This is a genomic window from Acinetobacter sp. AR_0276 (assembly GCF_003000705.1).
Classification (GTDB): Bacteria; Pseudomonadota; Gammaproteobacteria; order Pseudomonadales; family Moraxellaceae; genus Acinetobacter; species Acinetobacter nosocomialis.
This window is the reverse complement of record NZ_PSQO01000004.1, coordinates 2720161-2743535: the sequence shown is the minus strand read 5'-3', so window position 1 is coordinate 2743535 and position 23375 is coordinate 2720161. Positions and strand designations below refer to the sequence as shown.

Sequence of the window (23375 nt, the reverse complement as noted above, 5' to 3'; positions counted from 1 at the left end):
AGACAGTCATTTTAGAATAAAGACGCAAAATCGTCGGTACAGCTTTTTACCATAATAACGGCATTTTCACGCCCACCCTCTTGAGTTGGGTAATAATTGCGACGCACATCAATTTGATGAAAACCTGTTTTTTCGTATAAACCAATGGCTGCTTTATTACTTTCACGAACCTCTAGAAAAATTTGTACAGGTTGATTTTCTAACCGCTCAATCGAGGTTTCCAACAATTGATATCCTAAACCTTTACCTTGCATTTGAGGATCAATTGCCATAAGCAATAAGTTCGCTTCATCTAACACAGGTTGTAAAATACAAAAACCGACGACCTTATTATTTAACTCAATTACCGTACACTGATAAGAGTTCACAGATTCTAGAAATTGCTGCCTAGACCATGGGTGTGTTTGAACAAGCTTCTCAATTTGGGCAACACTATCAATATCGGAGGCTTGCATAGTACGGATCATGAGTTTCAGCACATTTTTAGATTTCAAAGTAAACGTATTATAGAAACTTAAATAGAAAAAACGAGTAAAAAAAAAGAGCAATTAAATTGCTCTTTTTCCGGACAGTTTTTTAAAGCCCTAACTTTTCACGCCAAGTGGCCAATAAAGCTGTCGTATCTGAATCATTTGGATGGAATTTTGGTCTTAAGAAATCTAATAATTCTGGAATTTGACGGGTCATAAAACCTTTACGGCCATACATGAACTTAAGCATGTATTTGGTATCTTTCCATGTTAGCTTGTCATCAGTCTTAAGTAACTTAGCAGTAAAATAAGATTGTGTAGCGAAGATTAATGCCATCGCAATAATTAAAGCGGTTGAGCGCATAAAATAAGCTTTTGGCCCTTGCCCATACATACTTGTATACACATCAAACGCAACAGCTTTATGTTCATTTTCTTCTACTGCGTGCCACATCCATAAGTGATACATGGTGTCATCTTGGAACATGGCCTGAATTTCAGGATTTTGTAAAAGTTCAGCGGCAATCGTCGATGTAAAATGTTCTAAAGCACAAGTACCTGTCAAATCAATCATTTCTTTAGTATAGCCAAAAGGTTTCATTAACTTGGTTACAACTGCTGTACCCATTTTAATAACTGTACCTGTTTGCTTTTCCATTTTGCGAACATCATATCCATACGCTTGCGCAGAAGCGTTAAATGCTAAATGTTCTTTAGAATGCATAGCTTCTTGACCAATAAAAGCACTTATTTCTTTTTGAAGAGCCGGGTCAGCAAGCTTTGGATCATTTCGTACTGCACGTGTACTATTTACAAAGAACTGCTCGCCTTCAGGAAAAAGAGCCGATAATGCTGTCATAAAGTGAGTTAATCCTGCATCGTAATTTGCCCAATAACGTGGGACTTGAGCAAATTCAAAGTCCATACGACGTACAGGGAAACTTGCTCCAGCACGATTAGAAATATTTACTTTAGCATTCATGTCAGACTCCTTTAAGTGAACCATCAATTCACTTATATCCTTATTTATTTTCTTAATATTTATAATAATACGCCTTTGAAAGCGCTATTTAAGTGCAGATGAGGACAGCAAATTATCAGATGAGGTCATCACTAGCCCCTTTCTGGAGCAAAATGAACATATATCAATTTTAAAAACGAGCAGTGGTTTCAAGACAATAAAAAAGGACTGCTAACAGTCCTTTTCACTTTATTTTTAATTTAAAGTCCAAGTTTGGCTTTCCATGATTTTAATAGGCTAACTGTATCTAAATCATTAGGATGAAAGCCTGGTTTAAAATAAGCCAACATCTCTTTAGCCATACCCGTAATAATGCCTTTCGACGGGCTATAACCATATTTATAAATCACAGACAATTCATCTAAGTTTAATTTTTTATCTTCTCTTAAAAGACGGAGTACAAACGAAGATTGAATTGCGAAAATAAGCGCCATCGCAAATACAAGTGAACTTGTACGTAATGCATAAGCTTTAACACCTTTGCCAAATACGCCTTCGTATACATCAAAAGCTACGGCTTTATGTTCATTTTCTTCTATTGCATGCCAATACCACATAGTTGACATTGTTTTGTCTGTCATAAGCTCTTGAATATGAGTATTAACTAAAAGCTGAGATGCAATCGTTGCAGTAAAATGCTCAAGAGCCGTAGTCGCAGTTAAATCTACCATTTCTTGGGTCATACCAAATGGTTTTACGATCTTTGCAAAAGTTTTACGGGCAGTCTGAATAGCTGTATCAGTAAATTTTTCCAACGACTCTACATCATGACCGAACTTTTGTGCAGATGCATTAAAGTTCACATGTTCTTGAGTATGCATAGCCTCTTGACCAATGAAAGCACTAATTTCTTTTTGTAGCTCTTCATTGTTTTTAATCGCTGGGTGATAACGCACCGCACGTACACTATCAATAAAGAACTTTTCACCAGCAGGAAATAGTGCTGATAATGCTGTCATAAAATGTGTAAGGCCAGCAGAACCATTCATCCAGTATTCTGGTACATCATTAAAGTCAAAGTTCATACGACGTACAGGAAAGCTTGCTCCGGCACGATTCGTAATATTTACTTTAGCGTTCATAGTGAAAGCTCCTTGCTAGTAACCGTAGTTACTTAAACTTTATTGTTCGTTTTCTTGATTCTTATCATACAAAGTTAATAAAAAGGCTTAAGTGCAAATAGGGACATTGAAGTATCAGTTAAGGCCAGCTTTCTATTGAATTGTCGAACAATTAAACATAAAAAAAGCGCCCCAAAAGGAGCGCTTTTTTCACTGAAAAGTGATTATGCAGTTACTTTCGCAACAACACCAGCACCTACAGTACGACCACCTTCTCGGATCGCAAAACGTAGACCTGGGTCCATTGCGATTGGGTGGATTAATTCTACTGACATTTCAACGTTGTCACCTGGCATTACCATTTCAACGCCTTCTTTCAACTGGATCGCACCAGTTACGTCAGTTGTACGGAAGTAGAACTGTGGACGGTAACCATTTAAGAATGGAGTGTGACGACCACCTTCTTCTTTAGAAAGTACATATACTTCTGCGTCGAATTTAGTGTGCGGCTTGATTGTACCTGGTTTAGCAAGTACTTGACCACGTTGTACGTCTTCACGCTTAGTACCACGAAGTAATACACCACAGTTCTCGCCTGCACGGCCTTCGTCAAGAAGTTTACGGAACATTTCTACGCCAGTTACAGTTGTTTTAACTGTATCTTTAATACCAACGATCTCTACTTCTTCACCAACTTTAACGATACCAGATTCTACACGGCCTGTTACTACTGTACCACGACCAGAAATTGAGAATACGTCTTCGATTGGCATTAAGAATGCTTTGTCGATAGCACGTTCTGGTTCTGGGATGTAAGAGTCAAGAGCTGCTACAAGAGCAAGAACTGATTCTTCACCGTAAGGACCTGCTTCACCGTTAAGAGCAGCAAGAGCTGAACCACGGATTACTGGAGTGTCATCACCTGGGAAGTCGTAAGTAGAAAGAAGTTCACGAACTTCCATTTCTACTAATTCAAGTAATTCTTCGTCGTCAACAAGGTCGCATTTGTTCAAGAATACGATGATGTAAGGTACACCAACCTGACGAGAAAGAAGGATGTGTTCACGAGTTTGTGGCATTGGACCGTCAGTCGCAGCACATACAAGGATCGCGCCGTCCATCTGAGCAGCACCAGTGATCATGTTTTTAACGTAATCGGCGTGGCCCGGGCAGTCAACGTGTGCGTAGTGACGAATTGGAGAATCGTATTCTACGTGTGAAGTATTAATTGTAATACCACGTGCTTTTTCTTCAGGTGCTGAGTCGATTTGCGAGTAATCTTTCGCTTCACCGCCGTAAGTTTTTGCACAAATAGTTGCAATCGCAGCAGTTAAAGTTGTTTTACCATGGTCAACGTGACCGATTGTACCCACGTTTACGTGTGGTTTATTACGTTCAAACTTGGCTTTAGCCATGATGATCTTCCTTTATTAACTACTCATGGAGGGTCACCCCATGAGCACTTGGTTTTCAACTAAGAATTAGTTAGGGCTTATAGTAATCGAAAGATTACTCGTCGTCACCTTTTTTACCGCCAGCTTGGAATTTAGCAATGATGCCTTCAGCCACGTTACGTGGAGTTTCAGCATATTTAGCAAATTCCATTGAGTAAGTCGCACGACCTTGAGACATAGAACGCATTTGAGTCGCGTAACCAAACATCTCAGCAAGAGGAACTTCTGCTTTAATTGCTTTTGTTCCACCAGGAAGATCGTCCATACCTTGAACCATACCACGACGACGGTTTAAGTCACCCATGATATCGCCCATGTAGTCTTCTGGAGTTTCTACTTCAACTTTCATGATAGGTTCAAGAAGGATAGGATCCGCTTTCATGAAACCATCACGGAAGGCATAAGAACCAGCCATTTTGAACGATAATTCGTCAGAGTCGACATCGTGGTAAGAACCGTCGAAAAGAACAGCTTTAACGCCTACAACTGGGTAACCAGCCAAGACACCATTCTTCATACGTTCTTGAATACCTTTATCAACTGCACCGAAGAATTCTTTAGGTACTACACCACCAACAACTTCTTCAGCGAATTCGTATTCTTTACCAGCAGTTTCAACGTCAAGCGGTTCTAAACGAACATATACGTGACCGAACTTACCTTTACCACCTGTTTGACGTACGAATTTACCTTCTTGCTCAACAGTTTTCTTAATCGTTTCACGATAAGCAACCATTGGTTTACCGATATTCGCTTCAACACCGAATTCACGCTTCATACGGTCAACGATGATGTCAAGGTGAAGCTCACCCATACCAGCAATAATTGTTTGACCAGATTCTTCATCAGTACGAACACGGAACGATGGATCTTCTTTCGCCAAACGGCCTAAAGCGATAGACATTTTTTCTTGGTCTGCTTTAGTTTTTGGTTCTACAGCCAATGAAATTACTGGCTCTGGGAATTCCATACGCTCAAGAGTAATGATGTTTTTCTCATCACATAATGTATCACCAGTTGTAACGTCTTTAAGACCTACACACGCTGCGATATCACCTGCACGGATTTCATCAAGATCTTGACGCTCGTTCGCGTGCATTTGCACGATACGACCGATACGTTCACGCTTAGCTTTAACTGGGTTATAAACCGGATCACCTTGTTTAAGAACACCAGAGTAAACACGTACGAATGTTAAGTTACCTACGAATTTGTCGTTCATGATTTTGAACGCAAGTGCAGAGAACGGAGCTTCGTCAGATGCTTCACGAGACGCTTTAGTTTCGTCTTTATCGTCAAGGATACCTTCGATCGCTTTAACTTCTGTAGGTGATGGTAAGAATTCAATTACAGCGTCCAACATACGTTGAACACCTTTGTTTTTGAACGCAGAACCACAAAGCATTACTTGAATTTCAGAAGCTAATGTACGAGCACGTAAACCAGCGATGATGTCTTCTTTAGAAAGATCACCTTCTTCTAGGTACTTGTCCATTAATTCTTCAGAAGCTTCAGCAGCTGCTTCAACCATGTTAGTACGCCATTCTTGAGCAGTATCAACTAGGTCAGCAGGAATATCACCGTATTCAAACTTCATACCTTGAGAAGCTTCATCCCAGATGATTGCCTTCATTTCGATAAGGTCAACAACACCTTGGAATGTGTCTTCAGCACCGATTGGCACAACGATTGGCACAGGGTTACCGCCCAAACGTGTTTTCATTTGTTCAACAACACGGAAGAAGTTTGCACCAGTACGGTCCATCTTGTTCACGAATGCTAAACGAGGCACTTTATATTTGTTTGCTTGACGCCATACAGTTTCAGACTGAGGCTGTACACCACCAACTGCACAGTAAACCATGCACGCACCGTCAAGAACACGCATAGAACGTTCAACTTCAATTGTGAAGTCTACGTGTCCCGGTGTATCAATTACGTTGATACGGTGTTGTTGGAATTGGTTAGCCATACCAGACCAGAAACAAGTTGTAGCAGCAGAGGTAATTGTAATACCACGCTCTTGCTCTTGTTCCATCCAGTCCATTGTTGCTGCACCGTCGTGTACTTCACCAATTTTGTGAGATACACCTGTGTAGAACAAAATACGTTCAGTTGTAGTTGTTTTACCTGCGTCAATGTGCGCAGAGATACCGATGTTACGGTAACGAGTAATTGGGGTTTGGCGAGCCATGATGTCTACATTCCTAAATGTTATCTTTAAAACAGGGCGCATCAATTAAATTGATGCGCACGAATACTCAAACGGGGCAACTTAAATACCCGCAAAGCCCCCACTTTGGTAGAGAGCAATGTTGAATCTAGCTACTGTATGCATGAGTATTCTCCTGATTAGGGACTGTTTTATCCGCTTAGAAACGGTAGTGAGAGAAGGCTTTGTTAGCTTCTGCCATACGATGCACGTCTTCACGTTTTTTGATCGCGGCACCTTTGCCTTCAGCTGCATCAAGCAACTCGCCAGCAAGACGTAAAGCCATAGTTTTTTCAGAACGCTTAGCAGCAGCATCTACTAACCAACGCATTGCTAAGGCAGTACGACGGGATGGGCGTACTTCCATAGGTACTTGATAAGTAGCACCACCAACACGGCGTGCTTTTACTTCGACCATAGGACGAACTTTCTCAAGAGTAGTCTCGAAAAATTCAACTGGGTCTACTTTGTTTTTTTCTTGAACGCGTTCTAAAGCACCGTAAACGATACTTTCAGCAATAGATTTTTTACCATCTTGCATTACGTGGTTCATGAATTTAGCGATTGTTTGGCTGCTAAATTTTGGATCTGGAAGGATCTCACGAGCAGCGACTACGCGACGTCTTGGCATTTTAATACACCTAATAATATGACACTTCAGGATAATCCAGCAGTTTGTACAAGTGTCATGTACACGACGCTGGCCTTACTATACGTCGCTTGAATTACAAATCTATGAAGAATTCAAACAAGCGAAACGCTAAAGGGCTTTTGGACTAGTTTCCTAGAATTACTTCTTAGGACGCTTAGTACCGTATTTAGAACGTGATTGATTACGATCTTTAACGCCGGCACAGTCTAAAGAACCACGAACGGTATGGTAACGTACACCTGGTAAGTCTTTAACACGACCACCACGGATAAGAACAACACTGTGCTCTTGTAAGTTATGACCTTCACCACCGATGTAGCTAGATACTTCAAAACCTGAAGTTAAGCGAACACGGCAAACCTTACGCATAGCTGAGTTAGGTTTTTTAGGTGTAGTTGTATAAACACGTGTACAAACACCACGACGTTGTGGACAAGCCTTCAACGCAGGAACTTTGGATTTTTCAACCAAAGTCGTACGACCCTTACGGATCAACTGATTCGTTGTTGCCATATGGCAATTCTCCCGTTATTAAAAAACCTTAAAAAGAAAATACCTCTTTTTAAGGGCACATAATTGTAAGCCAAGATGCAAAAATGGTCAACATGGCAATACTTACCAAATGTTGACCATATCAATGTTTGACAGGATGATTTACAAATTTAAATAAGGCTGAAACTTAATTTTCAAACCCTGTCTTTGTAATTGTATTGTTAAGAGTACTTTTGATCCTCTACAACCTCATCATTTTCAATTTCTAATGCTGGTTTTTGTTCACTGTGTTCATGCTCAACCACATGTTTTTCTGCAAGCTGCTCAATACCGTTATGAACATTTTCTTGCACTTTTTCTTCACTTTTTTCAGAAGTATTGGATTTGACTACAACAGATACTTTTGAAATTACATCATGATTTTCAATTTTATGATGTTGTGCTGCATGTACACTGCCATTTTCTCCAACATTTAAAAGACGTGGACTTGCCTTTTGAATAAGAGTTACTGCAGCATAGTAAGCTTGTAATGGTGATAAATGCTCACTTGGGTGTTCATTTAAATAATGTCGTGCTGCACCAAAAATAGCTTGTGCTTTATGGCCTACATCTTCTTGTAACTTCCAGCTATAAACAGCACTAAGTACTGCACCAGCAATTGGAGTAAACTTGCCAACCGCAGCAAGTTGAGGAACTTTATTTAACCAGCTCCATTTGAACTCACCATTTTCATCGACTAACCAGCTTTTTAAAGTCTCAATATCATTTGAAGACCCAAGTACTTGCTGAAACTGTTGAATGTCTTGTGTCTCTAACATATTACGTAAAGCTTTAAGTGCTAAAAGCACTGTCTGCTTCTCTGCAATCAGGCTAATATCAACTTCTTTAAAAATAAATTCAACGACATCTTGATCAGTGGCTTCAGTCAAATCAAATCCGTGTGATCGTCCTGTTTGATAAATTGTTCTTAAGACCAATACTAAAGAAACAGGAATATCTACGGCTGCACCGACCATACCCGATACACCTGTAATTGCACCTTGAATACTTGCAATTAGTTTATTTTGTTCAATTAAAGCCTGACTTAAACGTTGTGAACGTGAAGTATCTTTAGTCAGCTCAAATAGGTCTTTTGCTCCCGCCTCTTCTAAGATTTTTTCAGTCAGCGTACTTTTTGAACTAAAGTCATTTAGCCAATCAAATAAATAGCTCGATATTTTTTCATTCCAGTCAGGCGAAATAAATGTCGCAATACCATTGACCTTTCTAAAATGACGACCAAACACCTGACGCGTAACTTTAGGTAAATGTTCACGTAACATTTGTTGTGGACTTTCATACTGTTCCACTTCAAAAGGACTTTTACTTCTAGCATTACCTTCTACTGTTTTACCACTTGCAAGTGGCTCAGCCAACTTACTAACCTCACCTATTTGGCTTTGCTGCAAGATGTTTAAACCATTAGAACTGAGCTTTTTAGCCACTCCGAAGACCTGAGAAAACAAATTGTCAGATTGATTATTATTAAATTTTGTCATCCAGTACCTCGATTTTTTAATTTATCTAATTAGAGATAAATACTAGGTGGAATGTGGATTTATCTCAACTTGAATGTGTGTATTTTAGTTAACCCTAAATGCAACATACTGTGTATTTGGTTATTTTTTTTAAATGCAAAATTGACATAAAGATTTGCCATAAGAAATAAAAAACCTTTCTGCTATCATGGTAACAACGAAAACATATGTCTAATGTTCTTACAGCTATATTCTCCTATCATTTAATAGCTGCTCATGTTCATAGACTTTAAATATCACCATAAAGGGACCTGTAGATGAAACGTGTTGTAATCACTGGTATGGGTATTAACTCATGTATCGGTAACTCTTTAGAAGCAGTTACTCACTCACTTCAAAATGGAATCTCCGGGACACGTTTTAACCCAACTTATGCTGAACTCAATTTTAAGAGTCATGTCAGCGCTGCTGCAGAACAAGATTTTGACAATATTGATCGTAAATTAAAACGATTCATGGGCGTATGTGCAATGTACGCTTATAACTCTGCTGTTGCCGCTGTTGAACATGCTGGCTTAAAAGCAGAAGATTTAGCAGATAATCCACGTTATGGTATTGCTGGCGGTTCAGGTGGTGGTTCAACTGCTTCTGTTGTAGAAATGACTGAGCTTTTAGAAACTAAAGGTGCTCGTAAAGTTGGTCCTTTCTTCGTTCCACGTAACATGACAAACACAATTACTGCAAACGTGGGTGTTGCATTTAAACTTCAAGGTATTGCTCACTCAATCGCAAGTGCTTGTGCAACTTCTGCAGATGCAATTGGTTATGCATATAATCTTATTCAACTTGGTAAACAAGACCTTATGCTTGCTGGTGGTGGTGAAGAAGATCACTGGTCTCAAAGCTTATTGTTTGATGCTATGGGTGCTTTATGTTCTAAATACAACGACACCCCTGAAACAGCATCTCGTCCATATTCAAAAGACCGTGACGGTTTCGTTATTGCTGGTGGTGGCGGTTTCGTTGTTCTTGAATCTCTTGAACATGCTCAAGCACGTGGTGCAAAAATTCTTGCTGAAGTTGTTGCTTATGCTGCGAACAGTGACGGTGCAGACATGGTTGCTCCAAGCGGTGAAGGTGCGACTCGTTGTATCTTGATGGCTCTTGAAGAAGCAAAACAACACGGCGTAGAAAAAATTGACTATGTAAATACCCATGGTACTTCTACACCAGCTGGTGATGTTACTGAACTTAAAGCAATGGAACGTGCTTTTGGTGAAGGTAAAGTTCCACCTTTAAGCTCAACTAAATCTATGACTGGTCATAGCTTGGGTGCTGCTGGTGTTCATGAAGCAATTTACTCTGTATTAATGCTTCAAAATGACTTTATTGCTCCAAACATTAACGTGACTGAGCTTGATGATGGCACTGAAGGTTTTGATATTGTGCTTGAAAAACGTGATGCAAAATTGAATACTGTAATGAGTAACAGTTTTGGCTTTGGCGGTGTAAACGCTTGCCTAATTTTCAAGAAGTGGGATGCATAATCCCACCTAGGATTAACGATGGATGCACCTTCTGATGCTTTTTTGTGGGTAAAAGCATTACATATTATTGCTGTGGTTTGTTGGTTCGCTGCTTTGTTCTACTTACCACGTCTTTATGTTTACCATGCAATGAGTGAGGATGCGGCAAGTCATCAACGCTTTGAAGTGATGGAACGTAAGTTGTATCGAGGTATTATGTGGCCATCTATGATTGCCACATTAATTACCGCCCATTTTCTCGTAGACTGGGGCGATGCAACTCGACATTACCATGAAGCCACATGGTTCTATTTAAAAGTTGGATTAGTGGCTTTATTAGTGATTTATCATTTAGTTTGTGGTTACTATCGCAAAAAGCTTATTGGAAATGCTCACTATAAATCACATAAGTTCTGGCGTTTTTTCAATGAAATGCCAACCTTAATTTTATTTGCTGTTGTGATTTTAGTTGTCGTAAAACCTCAGTTTTAACTGGGGTTTTTTATTATCTAAGATTTTTAACTGAATTCTTTTATTCATTTCACTGGCTTAACCTATTCATAATTTATTTTTCCGAGCAAAAGACTTTTACAGCAATCTTGATACATTCTTATAAAAACACCTCATCTTTTTTATAAATTCAATAAACAGTAAGGATAAAGCATGAAAAGTCTGGCTTTTATTCATCGTAACGATACTCGTTTTGCAGTCGGCGATTTTTATCCAGTTCTTTCTGTTTTTTCCTACCATGAGTTAGGTAATACACTCTCCCCCTTTTTACTACTCGACCATTTAGGCCCCGGAAAAATTGCACCGTCTATAAAACGTAGAGGAGTCAATGATCACCCCCATCGTGGGTTCGAAACGGTAACATTTGTTTATGCAGGTGAATTGGAACACAAAGATTCATCTGGCGGAGGTGGGTCTATAAGTGCTGGCGATGTGCAATGGATGACAGCAGGCGCTGGTGTAATTCATCGGGAATTGTTTAGTGAAGAATTTTCTAAATCTGGCGGTGCTTTTGAAATGATCCAGCTTTGGGTCAATTTACCAGCAGCAGATAAAATGAATTCTCCACGCTATCAAAGTTTAAAGAAAGCTGAAATACCAGTGGTAAAACTGGAAAATGAGGCTGGATTTGTACGTATTATTGCCGGGCGGTTTAATCATGTTATAGGACCCGCGCTTACTCACACACCTATTACCTTATTAGATGTAGAGCTCCGCGCAGGTCAGCAAGCCATTTTCCCTGCTCAATCTGGCGAAACAACATTAGTTTATTTACGTTCAGGCCGAGTACAATTTCAAAAAGATGAAGAAGTCCTAGAGGAACAAGGTTTAGCAGTGATGTCAAACCAAGGAGAGCATTTCTCTATTACGGCTTTACAAAGTTGTAAGTTACTTATTTTGACAGGACAACCCATTACAGAACCGATTAATGGTCATGGTCCATTTGTAATGAATACTTATGATGAGATTTTACAAGCCTATGATGATATTAAAAATGGAAGATTTGCCAAGTAAAACAGCCTAACTACCGCATGCGAAACAAATCACAGTTATTTGCGTCTGTCTTTCAACATAGTTGATGTATGTTATGCTACAAATTAACAGATGAACTTATTTACTAGCAAAACTATGTTCACTCTCAACGCTTTTAAACTTCTCATATATCGGCAATTTATTATTTTCACCCTTTTTATTTTTCGTCACTTAAAAAGCTATCCAATTCGATTTCTTACGCCTGAAGAAAAGGTTTTGGCGCAAAGGGTGTTTGGGGATTTGCTAGATTGCGAACGACCTAAAATTATTGCTACTCGTTACTTACCTTGGCAATCTCATGGAATTTTGATGGCGCCAAATGGAAATATTTATGTCAATCTTTCTGACTACAGTAGTAATTACGCGCTAGAGTCTAAATTCATACAAGGCATTTTTATTCATGAGTTGACTCATGTCATGCAATACCAACGAGGTATTCATGTACTACTAAAAGGTGCCTTACTGCAAACGGCCTATTATCTGAGTTTTAAATATTACAACCCATATAAATACACTTACCATCCTCAGAAAGCTTTTAGCTCTTACAATATTGAGCAGCAAGGAGAAATTGCTAGAGATATCTGTTCAGGTAAGCTGCCAAATATTATTTGTTCACCTCACTTTGATTTGTAACTAAATAATCAAGATCGTCTTCAACGTAACTTTTTTGCTAACTTATAATCAGAAAATTTATAAACAAAAAAATATGAAAATAAAGTTGAGATCTGAGTTTATTAATGTCAAATTATTGAAAATAAGTATAAAAACTTATTCCAAAATTTGGAGTGTTAAGGCAGTATACAAACAATAAAAATAATGAAGCTTGTTTCTATTGTATACAGAAAATCTCGTTATTTTTACGCAGAAAATATGTGATTGGTATATATTATTGATCTTGACATTTTTGTTTACTATTTTACTTGTTTATTATCGTGCTATACACATCGTTGAAAAATTATATTCATAAAAATCAACACTATGTGTATTTATATTCGTTATGATCTAGGATTAGGTTTGAATGAAAAGTTTTAAAGTTGCCCTTGCTCAGTTTTCTCCGCATATTGGCAATATTGACTCAAACACCCAAAAGATGATTGAGCAAGCAAATCAGGCGAAAAAACAAGATGCTGACCTGATTATTTTTCCTGAGCTTTCTGTGATTGGTTATCCAGCTGAAGACTTATTGTTACGTCCAAATTTAAATAAACGTATGCAAAAGGCTTTTGCTCAACTTAGCGAAGTTAAAGATATTGTGATGGTTTTCGGCTTCGTAAACCAGACAGAAGATGGTCAACGTTATAATTCAGCTGCTGTCATGAAAGATGGCCAAGTTTTAGGTGTCTTCAATAAACACAACTTGCCAAACTATGGCGTTTTTGATGAAAAACGTTATTTCCAAAAAGGCCATCAGCACTTGGTATTTGAGTACTTAGGTCATAAGTTTGGTGTACTCATTTGTGAAGATATCTGGTCAATCAATACAGTAAAACAATTAAGCCAATTAAATGTTGATACTGTACTTGTGCTTAATTCATCGCCATATGAAGTGGGTAAACCACAGCATCGTAAACAGACATTAAGTGAGCTTGCAAAGCAGCTTCATTTAAACATTGTTTATGTCAACCAAGTCGGTGGACAAGATGATTTAATTTTTGATGGTACAAGTTTTGTCAGCAACCAAAATGGTGAAATTGCTTTACAAGCGCCAAGCTTTAAAGAAGACCTGTATATAGCTGAATTTGACCGCGATACAAAATTATATAAGGTCACCGAGTCTGCTCCTGCATTGGAAACTTTTGCAGAGATCTATCAAGGCTTAGTCATGGCAACACGTGACTATGTAGAGCGCTCAGGTTTTCCTGGAGTAATTTTAGGTCTTTCTGGCGGTATTGACTCTGCCCTTACGCTCGCTATTGCAGTTGATGCAATCGGTGCTGAAAGAGTTCAAGCTGTGATGATGCCTTATACCTACACCTCTCAAATTAGTGTAGAAGATGCAGCTGAACAAGCTCGCCGTATGGGCGTGACTTTCGGTATTGCCGAAATCCACTCAATCGTAAATAGCTTCATGCAAACTTTATATCCGTTCTTTGGTAATTCACCAGCCGATGCGACTGAAGAAAATTTACAAGCGCGCGCTCGTGGTACATTGCTTATGGGCTTATCTAACAAGTTTGGTAATTTAGTCCTTTCTACAGGTAATAAATCTGAACTTTCAGTCGGCTATTGCACACTTTATGGTGACATGGTGGGCGGCTTTGCTGTTCTCAAAGATGTTTATAAAACAATCGTGTTTGAATTAGCAAAATACCGTAATAGCTTAAGTGAAACTCCGGTTATTCCTGAGCGTGTGATTACTCGCCCACCTTCAGCAGAACTTCGTCCAGATCAAAAAGACCAAGATTCTTTACCAGCGTATGATGTATTGGATGCTATCCTTTATGCATACATTGAAGAAGATTTAGGTCAGGCAGACATTATTGCCAAAGGTTTCGATAAAGAAGTTGTTGAAAAAGTCATCCGTTTAGTTGATCGTAATGAATACAAACGTCGTCAAGGTGCGATTGGTCCGAGAATTACTTCTCGTGCATTTAGTCGCGAACGACGTTATCCGATTGTCAACGGTTGGACAGCAAATGACTGAGCAGAAAAACTCATCAAAAATCACAGCACTTGCTCAAGCACTTTTGCTTGAGCAGGTGGAATTTTTCAAAAAACAATTATCGATAGAAAACTCACCTATTTATTTCCAGCAGTTCATTCAACTGTTTATGCAACATGCTGACGAAATTAAACTTTATGAAGTTGTAGATTTAGAACAATTACAAGCCGTTGTGAAACGCTATGCTTTTGAAATGCAGCTGGGTGCAGGCTTACTTGAGTTTATTGGGGAAATTGCACAGCGTATTTATTTATCTGCCATGAAATCTCCAATTCAGCTACAAGACTTGGTATCCGATCACCAGTTTGAAATGTGGCTTTCCAAGTTTTTGGAAATGGAGCATATCCCTCAATATCTAAATGAGTTTTTAAGAACCAGCCCTTCTGTTCAACAACTTTGCCAATATATTGCTACTTCAACCTTAGAACAAAAATTACCAAAATTTTTAACTGCCACTACAGTGAATGACTACCATTTTGAATGGCAGCATAAACTTAAAAAATTCTCGTTTTTACAGCAACAACGTCTCGAGCACAAACTTGAAACTTGGATTGCTAGTTTTATTCATGAACAACTTACAGAATTAAGTCTTTTGTCGGCTGAAGATTTAGAAAGCTTAGTGCGTCATATCTGGGAAGATATTAGACATAAAAAAATGTATGAGTTTATGAAACAGCTCACTCCTCTTGATGTGGAAGAGTTCTTTGTCTTAATTTATGAATACTGGAAAGAATTACGTCAATCGCAATTTATGCAAGATCTTATTTTGTATGGCGTCGAAGTTTTTTATGATTTTTATAAAGACCAAAGTCTATTTGAAGTGTTAAGTGAGATTGGTTTAACCGAAACCGATTTACAAACTGAAGCTTTACGTTTTTATCCAAAGGTTATGGATGCCTTTAATGAGCACGGTATTTTGGAACCGTTACTTCAAGCGCTCTTAGCTCCTTTTTATCAAAGCTCAAAAACACTCGATATGATTGAAAAACATTTTAATGAGTAAAAAATAGATAAAAAGAAACCACGCAGGAGCGTGGTTTTTAAAATGGTGGCTATGACGAGACTTGAACTTGTGACCCCCGCATTATGAGTGCGGTGCTCTAACCAACTGAGCTACATAGCCGTAAACTGTGTGCGCATTATCTATAGTTCTGTATAGCAGGTCAATACTTCAAAACTCTTTATGCCCACCAAATGAACAAATATGATTCAGATCACCATTATTTGTTCATTTTTTAGCAAATTCTTACTTTAAGCAATTGATCGGCCACAGAAATATATTAAAGATCTAATACCAGTTTTTTGCCTTTTGCTCTTGATACACAAATCATCATGCTCTTTTGTGAAGCCTTTTCGGCATCACTTAAGTATTGATCGAAATGCTCTGCTTCACCTTCTAAGATAGCGGTTTCACATGTACCACAAACCCCTTCTCGGCATAGACATTCCACATCAATATTTAATGTCTCAATAGCTTGTAAAATAGTCTGGTTACTTTGTACTTCAATTTCCTGATTAGATTTGGCAAGTACCACCGTAAATGCTTCACCATCTTCTGGAACTGTTGAGGCAAATTGTTCCCAGTGAATGTATTCATCGCGGTAACGGTGCTTGTTACAACAATCAATCACCGCATCAATCATAGGTTTAGGTCCACATACATATACATGTGTGCCTTTTGGTTGCGATGAAATTAATTCGTCTAAGTTAAGCATGCTGCCTTCTGAATCAACATAACTAAATACGTGCTCTGGATGTTTTTGCTTTAATTCATCAAGTAAAGCCGCGTGTTCAGGTGAACGGTAAGCATAATGTAGCTCAAAGTCAGCACCACGTGCCGCAAGCTCATCCATTTGCGGTAAAAACGGTGTAATACCAATACCACCTGCAATTAAGATATGTTTAGTACCTGTTTCAGCTAGCGGGAATAAATTTTTTGGTTCTGATATCTGGATTTCACAGCCTTCATTGCACTGATCATGCATGAAAACTGATCCACCCTTACCTTCGACATCCTTACGAACACAGACTTGATAAGTTGATAAGTCTTGCGTACAGCCCATCAATGAGTAAGCATTGGAAAGTTGATCATTCATTTTGACAATAATATGGCTTCCCCCACTAAATCGAGGAAAGTTCTGCCCATCTTGACGTTTGAACGTAAACCGTTTGATTAAAGGGGTTAGCTGTTCCACACGAGTAACAACTGCTGGGAACATTTCATAATGACTAGCCATATTAGAATCCTTCTTTTACCGCATATTCTTGTTGTTAGGGCTTATCCTTAAAGCCCTAAACACATGTATTTAATAGTCATGAATTCTTCAAGACCATATTTTGAACCTTCACGTCCAACGCCTGATTGCTTCACACCACCAAATGGTACAACTTCATTTGAAATTGCTGTGGCATTCATACCGACCATTCCATATTCAAGCTGTTCCGACACTCGCCATAAACGTGAAATATTTTCGCTGTAAACATACGCAGCCAAGCCAAAAATAGTGTCATTTGCTTGAGCAACCACATCTGCTTCATCTGTAAAGCGAATGAGCGGCGCAACCGGACCAAAAATTTCTTCTTGGACAATTTCCATTGTACGGTCAACATTAGTTAAAACTGATGGTTCATAAAAGGTTTGTCCTAAAGCATGCTGCTTACCACCACATGCAATCTTAGCGCCTTTGCTCACTGCATCATCAATTAACTGCTGTGCTTTCAAAACTGCTTTTTCATTAATTAATGGGCCAATTTGTACGCCATCTTCCAAACCGTTACCGACTTTAATTTTTTGTACTTCTTGTACAAACTTCTCGGCAAAAGCTTGATAAATATTGTCATGTACATAAATGCGGTTAGCACAAACACAGGTCTGGCCTGCATTACGGAACTTGGCAAAAATCGCGCCTTGCACAGCTTTATCTAAATCGGCATCATCAAACACAATCAGAGGAGCATTTCCGCCCAACTCAAGTGCCAATTTTTTAATGGTGCTTGAACACTGCTGCATCAGTAAACGGCCCACTGGCGTTGAACCAGTAAAAGTTAACTTCTTTACTTTTTCATGTGAAGTAAATACCGAGCCAATTTCTTGAGATTTACCAGTAACAACATTAATCACACCAGCTGGTATACCCGCCTTTTCTGCAAGCTTTGCAATCGCTAATGCACAGTAAGGTGTTTCGTTGGCTGGCTTAATCACGACCGTACAACCCGCTGCTAAAGCTGGTGCTGCTTTACGGGTAATCATGGCAATTGGGAAATTCCACGGCGTAATCGCAGCCACGACACCCACAGGTTCTTTACTGATAATAAAACGCTGCTGGTTATTTACGGTTGGAATCACATCACCATAAATACGCTTGCCTTCTTCGGCAAACCATTGAATAAATGATGCAGCATAGCGAACCTCACCTTTTGCTTCTGCTAAAGGCTTGCCTTGCTCAATGGTCATGATTAAAGCAAGTTCATCGGTATGATCGAGAACCAGTTTATGCCAAGCCAACAAGATATCAGCACGATTTTGGGCAGTTAAAGCTTTCCAACTTTGTAAAGCCATATAGGCAGCTTCAACTGCTTGCGTTGCCTCTGCCGCTCCCATATTCGGAATTGTGCCAATTTCTTCGCCTGTAGCTGGGTTACTCACCGGAACAGTCGCATTCGACTGTGCAGCTAGCCATTGCCCATTAATATAGGCTTGTTGCTGAAATAGTTCAGTACTTTGTAAACTCGACATATCATCTTCCTAACTGAAGAATCAGGTGTAAGTGATCTTTACACCTGAATAAATCCATTTGTTTTATTTATGATGCTGCGCCACTAAATGTTGGAAGTAAGCAATACCATGCTCACTAATTCCTGAGCGTTGCTTATCAGTCATAATACGACCTTGGCCACGATATCCACGTGATTTCAAACCACGTTGCACACTTTCAACCAAGTTCAAATCTTCAGGACGGAATACATTGCGATACCATTCAATCAAATCTTTTTGATCTTGAGTCAGTTCTTCGTTAGTGAAGTAAATATCGTAATGCTGCAACGTCGTTTCTGCATCAACTGGAAACTCATAGATCACAGTCATGAAGTTGCTGCCCGGTGGTACGTTGAACATAGTACAAGGCCAAGTCCAGAACCCATGAAACTCAGGATCTGTTACTGATGGATCAAGCTTAAATGACTTCTCAGATGAACGCGCAAAGCCATATTGCAATGTCCAGTTTTGATGTGTGGTGTGCCAATATTTGTCGACTTGTACTGAGTCAGCAAAGCCCGGATGAGCAGGCCCACAGTGATAACATTCCAAGTAGTTATCGACAATAACTTTCCAGTTTGCTGGCGTTTCTGTTACAAAACGAGCCGCCAATTTCAAATCTTTAATTACACTACATGCTTGATTTAAACGCTCAGCAAAGCCTGGAAGCTGGTCTTCTACACAAGTCGCATTTTCATCCATATTAATGAAAACAAAGCCTGCATATTCCTCGACTTTTAAAGGAACCATACTTGAGTTTTCTTTATCGAAAGATTCAACATGGTCACAGTTACGTGCCAATGCCAAGCTACCGTCTAGCTTGAAAGTCCATGCATGATATGGGCAAGTAATGACATTTTTTGCTTTACCACTGCCACTTAAAAGCTCATGGCCTCGGTGTGGACACACATTATAAAACGCACGTAGAACACTATCTTTACCGCGAATGATGACAATATTTTCACCAATTACTTTACGGGTAATATAGTCATTTGGCTGAGCCAACTCACTGCCATGTGCAACACAAATCCAGCTTTTAGCAAAGATTGATTCTTTTTCATGCTCATAAACTTGAGATGAAGTATAGAAAACTTTAGGGAAAGTCCATGCAACATCTGGGTTTGCGCAAAAATCTTCAGGTAATTTTTCAACTGCACTCATGTTTTTACTCCATTAAATTCTTTTCGTCCAAATGACTCGATATTAAATTGATGTCTTTTCGGCACTGCTCAACATGCGACGTATTGCACTTAGCATGTTTTGATATAAATGTTGAACTTCCGGACAGTCACGCATCAGACGTAAACTGCCATGTAATAAACCTTTACCTAAATGAAACTCGTTAGGGATGCCTGCTTGTTCCAATTTTTGGGTAAAGAGATAACCGTCATCACTTAAAGGGTCATATTCTGCAACTGCCACAAAACTTGTAGGCATATCTGAAAAATCAATTGCCAATAAAGGTGCTAGACGTAAATCCTGCCACTCTTGTGAATTCGGTGCATATTCCTTTAAATAAAAATGCATATCTTCAGCCGTTAACAACGGCGCATGGGCGTGCTTTTGCACGGCTGGGGTATCAAATGCTGTCGTTAAACATGGATAAACCAATGCCAGCCCTTGAGCTTGCAAACCACTATGTTGTAGATCCACTGCAAGAGCGGCTGCTAAATTACCGCCTGTGCTATCACCTGCTAGAACGATACTTTCACCATCGATTTGCCAAGCTGAACCATGCTGTTTAATCCATTGATATACCGCTAAACAATCTTCAAAAGCTGCAGGAAAATGATGTTCTGGTGCTAAGCGGTAATCTACACCAATGACAATTGCATTTAAGTCCTGACATAAATAACTGGTAATAAACTCATGTGAATCGAGTCCACCGACCATCCAACCACCGCCATGTAAATACAACACACATGGCCAACCAGCTTTAGGTCGATTTGTTTTTGGTAAATACACACGAACAGGTACAGGATGCCCTGCATTTGCAACCACTCGGTCTTCTACTTCAATCTTGCCATCACGTGGCAAAGTGTAGTGTCGGCACATCGCGTCATATGCTGCACGAATTGAGTCAATATCTGCATCTGCTGGTGAATAAATGCTGCTCCAGTACACTAAGCTTTGCATTTCTTCACTTAAGACATAAGTAGTCTGTCCACGTGTCGTCATTACCGTTCCCTCTAGCTGGTTTTTCTATCCAGTTTGATTGAGCTTGCAAGCTCAAGCTGCATCCGTTTTGCATGTTCATCTTGAGACTGGTTTAAACCAATTTCCGCATCATCATAACCTTGTTGCTCAATTAAATGCGATGGGACTTTGGCATAATCCTGAATTAGCCATTTCACTAAGCCATAGGTTTGAATCAGAATAATCACGATGAATGGTAAAGCCGTCACAATAGTTGCCGTTTTCATGGTGTCTAACGGTGCTTTACTAAAAATCATGGCAATTGGAACTAAAGTCAGCATGACACACCAGAACAGACGAGCGTTTGGTGATGGGTCTTGTCCTTCACTTAAACCACGTGTACATGTTGCTGAAACCGCATATCCGACTGCATCCATATGCGCTGCCAAGAACACCACCATGATGCCGAGGAAAATCCACATCATTAATTTTCCGGCAGGTAACAGACTGAGCAATTGACCAATCGCAACCTCACCACCCTGTTGACTTAAGATTTGCGGTACATTGACAGCCCCATGAATAAAGCTATAAACGCTGTAGTTTTCAAACACACCAAAGATGAACCAAAGACCGACACTGCCGCCAATTACCATGGCAAAGATCACTTCTTTAATGGTACGACCTTTAGAAACACGCGTTACAAAGAGTGCCACACCCGGTGCATATGAAATCCACCATAACCAGTAGAAAACAGTCCATTCTCGAGTAAACTTGCCGTCACCCATTGGGTCGGTAAACAAACTCATATCGACAAAGTTGGTAGCCATTAACCCAAAACTCATTAATGAGTTATTCAAAATGAACTGAGTCGGACCAAAGCAAAGTACATAAATTGCAAATAACACTACACCCAAGCACACCATATGGCTTAAACGCTGCATGCCCTTGTCCATACCTACATAAGAACTTAGTGCGAACAGAACTGAAACTGCCAAAATAATGATGACCTTGGTCATAAAGGTATTTGGTATGCCTGTGAGCTGAGACAAAATATTGGTAAATGTTACGGCAGTGAGTACCAATGAAATCGTCAATGCACCAAACATGCAAAGCAAGAACATTAAGTCGACTAAACGACCAACCACGCCGGTTGATTTAAAGCCTGTCACAGCCTCAATCACTGAAGCTAAACTTAAACCTTTGTTTTTTCTCACATGATAGCTGTAGCATAAAGAAATTGATGCCAAAGCATAAATTGCCCAAGCACTTAAACCAGAGTGAAAAAACGAGTAAGCCACGCTATATTTCAATGCTTCTGCTGACTCAGGCGGTAGGCTCAAACCCGGAGTTTGATAATAGTAGGCCCAGTCCAAAAAGCCCCAGTACAGTGTGGAAGACCCAATACCCGACAAGATGAACATAAATATCCATGACATTGTGCTGTATTGAGGTTTTCCTTCTCCAAGCTTAATTTTTCCGTATTTACTAAAGGCAAGACCAAAAGTAAAAATGATGGCTAAAAAAGCAAACAGTAATACTGGGGTTGTAAATACCGATGTCGTCCACTGCATCCACGTTGCAGCAATCTTGATCGATTCTTGCGAATAAATCGCCAAACCAGCAACTGAAATAAATACAAACAGTAAGCTGGTTACGGCAAGAACTTTATCCGTATAAATTTTTGTGTTTTGATTATCCATATCCATACATCCATTTTTGGATGGCGTTATTCCATAGCGAATACGTCCATTTTAGTTTGGGCTACACATGATGCAATTGCATCTCCTACCTCATAAGTTTTCGCCTGACCACCGATATCCGCTGTTTTTGGTCCATTAATTAAGACATTCTCAATCGCGTGCATAATATCCTGACCTGCTTGGATACAACGTTCGTCTTCTTCACCAAAGAATTCGAACATCATGGCACCCGACCAAATCGCAGCGATTGGGTTGGCAATTTGTTTACCGTAAATATCTGGTGCTGAACCATGTACAGGTTCAAACAGTGATGGGAATTTTCTTTCTGGGTTTAAATTTGCTGAAGCAGCCAAACCAATGGTTCCCGTACATGCAGGACCTAAATCGGAAAGAATGTCGCCAAATAAATTCGATGCCACAACCACATCAAAACGCTCAGGTTGCAACACAAAACGAGCCGCCAAAATATCAACATGCTGTTTATCAGCTTGAATTTGTGGATATTGTTTTGCCATCGCATCAACGCGCTCATCCCAGTACGGCATGCTGACAGCAATACCATTTGATTTAGTCGCTGCAGTAATTTTTTTCGCATCACGTTGATTTGCAAATTCAAATGCATAACGCAAAATGCGATCTACACCATGACGTGTAAATACAGCCTCTTGTAAAACAAACTCTCGGTCTGTTCCTTCAAAAGCTTTGCCACCAATGGCTGAGTACTCACCTTCACTGTTTTCACGAACCACATAAAAATCGATGTCGCCCGGTTTTTTACCTACCAATGGACATTTCACACCTGGCATTAAGCGCACTGGACGTAAATTCACATATTGGTCAAAACCACGACGGAACTGGAGCAGCGAACCCCAAAGCGAGATATGGTCAGGCACTTTATCTGGCCAGCCTACAGCGCCAAAATAAATTGCATCGTAGCCCTGCAAAGTTTCAAACCAGTCATCCGGCATCATTTTGCCGTGCTCAAGGTAATAATCGCAGCTTGCCCAATCGAAAGCATCTAACTGAAGCTCAATGCCATGCTTCTCTGCTGCTGCCTTTACAACCTTAATGCCTTCTGGTAGAACTTCTAAACCAATGCCATCGCCTGCAATCGTGGCAACTTTATATCTTTTTGCCATAAGCTTCCTTCACACCTTCGACTAATATCCTTGTATG

20 protein-coding genes and 1 tRNA gene are annotated in these 23375 nt (G+C 39.6%); 6 read left to right on the top strand and 15 right to left on the bottom strand.

Features of this window, described 5'->3' with window-relative positions; all coding sequences use genetic code 11:
• Positions 1–11: 11 nt before the first annotated feature.
• From rimI to CSB87_RS13960, 8 genes are all read right to left on the bottom strand, one after another.
• Positions 12–467 carry a ribosomal protein S18-alanine N-acetyltransferase gene (gene rimI, locus CSB87_RS13995; protein WP_002052080.1) on the bottom strand — a complete coding sequence of 152 codons (456 nt, stop codon included), beginning with the start codon at positions 465–467 and terminating at the stop codon, positions 12–14.
• 109 nt (positions 468–576) lie between these two features.
• Positions 577–1452 carry a metal-dependent hydrolase gene (locus CSB87_RS13990; RefSeq protein ID WP_002052039.1) on the bottom strand — a complete coding sequence of 292 codons (876 nt, stop codon included), beginning with the start codon at positions 1450–1452 and terminating at the stop codon, positions 577–579.
• Positions 1453–1691: 239 nt separating this feature from the next.
• Positions 1692–2573 (bottom strand): metal-dependent hydrolase, encoded by an 882-nt coding sequence (locus CSB87_RS13985; RefSeq protein WP_004710249.1) that lies wholly within the window; start codon positions 2571–2573, stop codon positions 1692–1694.
• 203 nt (positions 2574–2776) lie between these two features.
• Complete coding sequence (gene tuf / locus CSB87_RS13980; RefSeq protein WP_002157016.1) at positions 2777–3967, bottom strand: elongation factor Tu; 1191 nt, start codon at positions 3965–3967, stop codon at positions 2777–2779.
• Between the two features lie 94 nt (positions 3968–4061).
• Entirely contained in the window at positions 4062–6200 is a 2139-nt protein-coding gene (fusA, locus tag CSB87_RS13975; RefSeq protein WP_002050327.1) for an elongation factor G, read from the bottom strand.
• Between the two features lie 178 nt (positions 6201–6378).
• Positions 6379–6849 carry a 30S ribosomal protein S7 gene (gene rpsG, locus CSB87_RS13970; protein WP_001138055.1) on the bottom strand — a complete coding sequence of 157 codons (471 nt, stop codon included), beginning with the start codon at positions 6847–6849 and terminating at the stop codon, positions 6379–6381.
• Positions 6850–7008: 159 nt separating this feature from the next.
• Positions 7009–7383, bottom strand: a complete 375-nt coding sequence (gene rpsL, locus CSB87_RS13965; protein ID WP_002050319.1) for a 30S ribosomal protein S12 — start codon at positions 7381–7383, stop codon at positions 7009–7011.
• Positions 7384–7583: 200 nt separating this feature from the next.
• Positions 7584–8900: an EcsC family protein gene (locus CSB87_RS13960; RefSeq protein ID WP_031952347.1), complete on the bottom strand. Its 1317-nt coding sequence runs from the start codon at positions 8898–8900 to the stop codon at positions 7584–7586.
• A 296-nt stretch (positions 8901–9196) separates the two neighbouring features.
• Between CSB87_RS13960 and CSB87_RS13955 the strand changes: the two genes are divergently transcribed.
• The 6 genes from CSB87_RS13955 to CSB87_RS13930 all read left to right on the top strand — a co-directional run bounded on the left by CSB87_RS13955 (position 9197) and on the right by CSB87_RS13930 (position 15612).
• Positions 9197–10426, top strand: a complete 1230-nt coding sequence (locus tag CSB87_RS13955; RefSeq protein WP_002050356.1) for a beta-ketoacyl-ACP synthase II — start codon at positions 9197–9199, stop codon at positions 10424–10426.
• An 18-nt stretch (positions 10427–10444) separates the two neighbouring features.
• Positions 10445–10897, top strand: a complete 453-nt coding sequence (hemJ, locus tag CSB87_RS13950) for a protoporphyrinogen oxidase HemJ (RefSeq protein WP_002050435.1) — start codon at positions 10445–10447, stop codon at positions 10895–10897.
• 171 nt (positions 10898–11068) lie between these two features.
• Positions 11069–11929 (top strand): pirin family protein, encoded by an 861-nt coding sequence (locus CSB87_RS13945; RefSeq protein ID WP_004888390.1) that lies wholly within the window; start codon positions 11069–11071, stop codon positions 11927–11929.
• Positions 11930–12019: 90 nt separating this feature from the next.
• The gene (locus CSB87_RS13940; protein ID WP_006582131.1) at positions 12020–12580 is read left to right on the top strand and encodes a hypothetical protein; all 561 of its coding nucleotides are present in this window, start codon (positions 12020–12022) and stop codon (positions 12578–12580) included.
• Between the two features lie 385 nt (positions 12581–12965).
• A complete protein-coding gene (locus CSB87_RS13935; RefSeq protein WP_004710259.1) occupies positions 12966–14591 on the top strand; it encodes an NAD+ synthase in 1626 nt (541 codons plus the stop codon).
• A complete protein-coding gene (locus CSB87_RS13930; RefSeq protein ID WP_004888392.1) occupies positions 14584–15612 on the top strand; it encodes a hypothetical protein in 1029 nt (342 codons plus the stop codon). Before CSB87_RS13935 ends, CSB87_RS13930 begins: the two co-directional genes overlap by 8 nt.
• 43 nt (positions 15613–15655) lie before the next feature.
• Here CSB87_RS13930 and CSB87_RS13925 read toward each other — a convergent pair.
• The 7 genes from CSB87_RS13925 to CSB87_RS13895 form a co-directional block, all read right to left on the bottom strand.
• A tRNA-Met gene (locus CSB87_RS13925) sits at positions 15656–15732 on the bottom strand.
• A gap of 157 nt (positions 15733–15889) precedes the next feature.
• Positions 15890–16846, bottom strand: a complete 957-nt coding sequence (gene cntB, locus CSB87_RS13920) for a carnitine monooxygenase, reductase subunit CntB (RefSeq protein WP_004888393.1) — start codon at positions 16844–16846, stop codon at positions 15890–15892.
• Positions 16847–16893: 47 nt separating this feature from the next.
• Entirely contained in the window at positions 16894–18345 is a 1452-nt protein-coding gene (locus tag CSB87_RS13915; RefSeq protein ID WP_004888394.1) for an NAD-dependent succinate-semialdehyde dehydrogenase, read from the bottom strand.
• Positions 18346–18408: 63 nt separating this feature from the next.
• Positions 18409–19524 (bottom strand): carnitine monooxygenase subunit alpha, encoded by a 1116-nt coding sequence (gene cntA, locus CSB87_RS13910; protein WP_004710265.1) that lies wholly within the window; start codon positions 19522–19524, stop codon positions 18409–18411.
• Between the two features lie 42 nt (positions 19525–19566).
• On the bottom strand, positions 19567–20541 hold the full coding sequence (locus tag CSB87_RS13905) for an alpha/beta hydrolase (protein WP_004888395.1): 975 nt from the start codon (positions 20539–20541) through the stop codon (positions 19567–19569).
• 11 nt (positions 20542–20552) lie between these two features.
• Complete coding sequence (locus CSB87_RS13900) at positions 20553–22205, bottom strand: BCCT family carnitine transporter (RefSeq protein ID WP_006581588.1); 1653 nt, start codon at positions 22203–22205, stop codon at positions 20553–20555.
• Positions 22206–22225: 20 nt separating this feature from the next.
• Positions 22226–23338, bottom strand: a complete 1113-nt coding sequence (locus CSB87_RS13895; RefSeq protein WP_004710273.1) for a tartrate dehydrogenase — start codon at positions 23336–23338, stop codon at positions 22226–22228.
• Between the last annotated feature and the right edge of the window lie 37 nt (positions 23339–23375).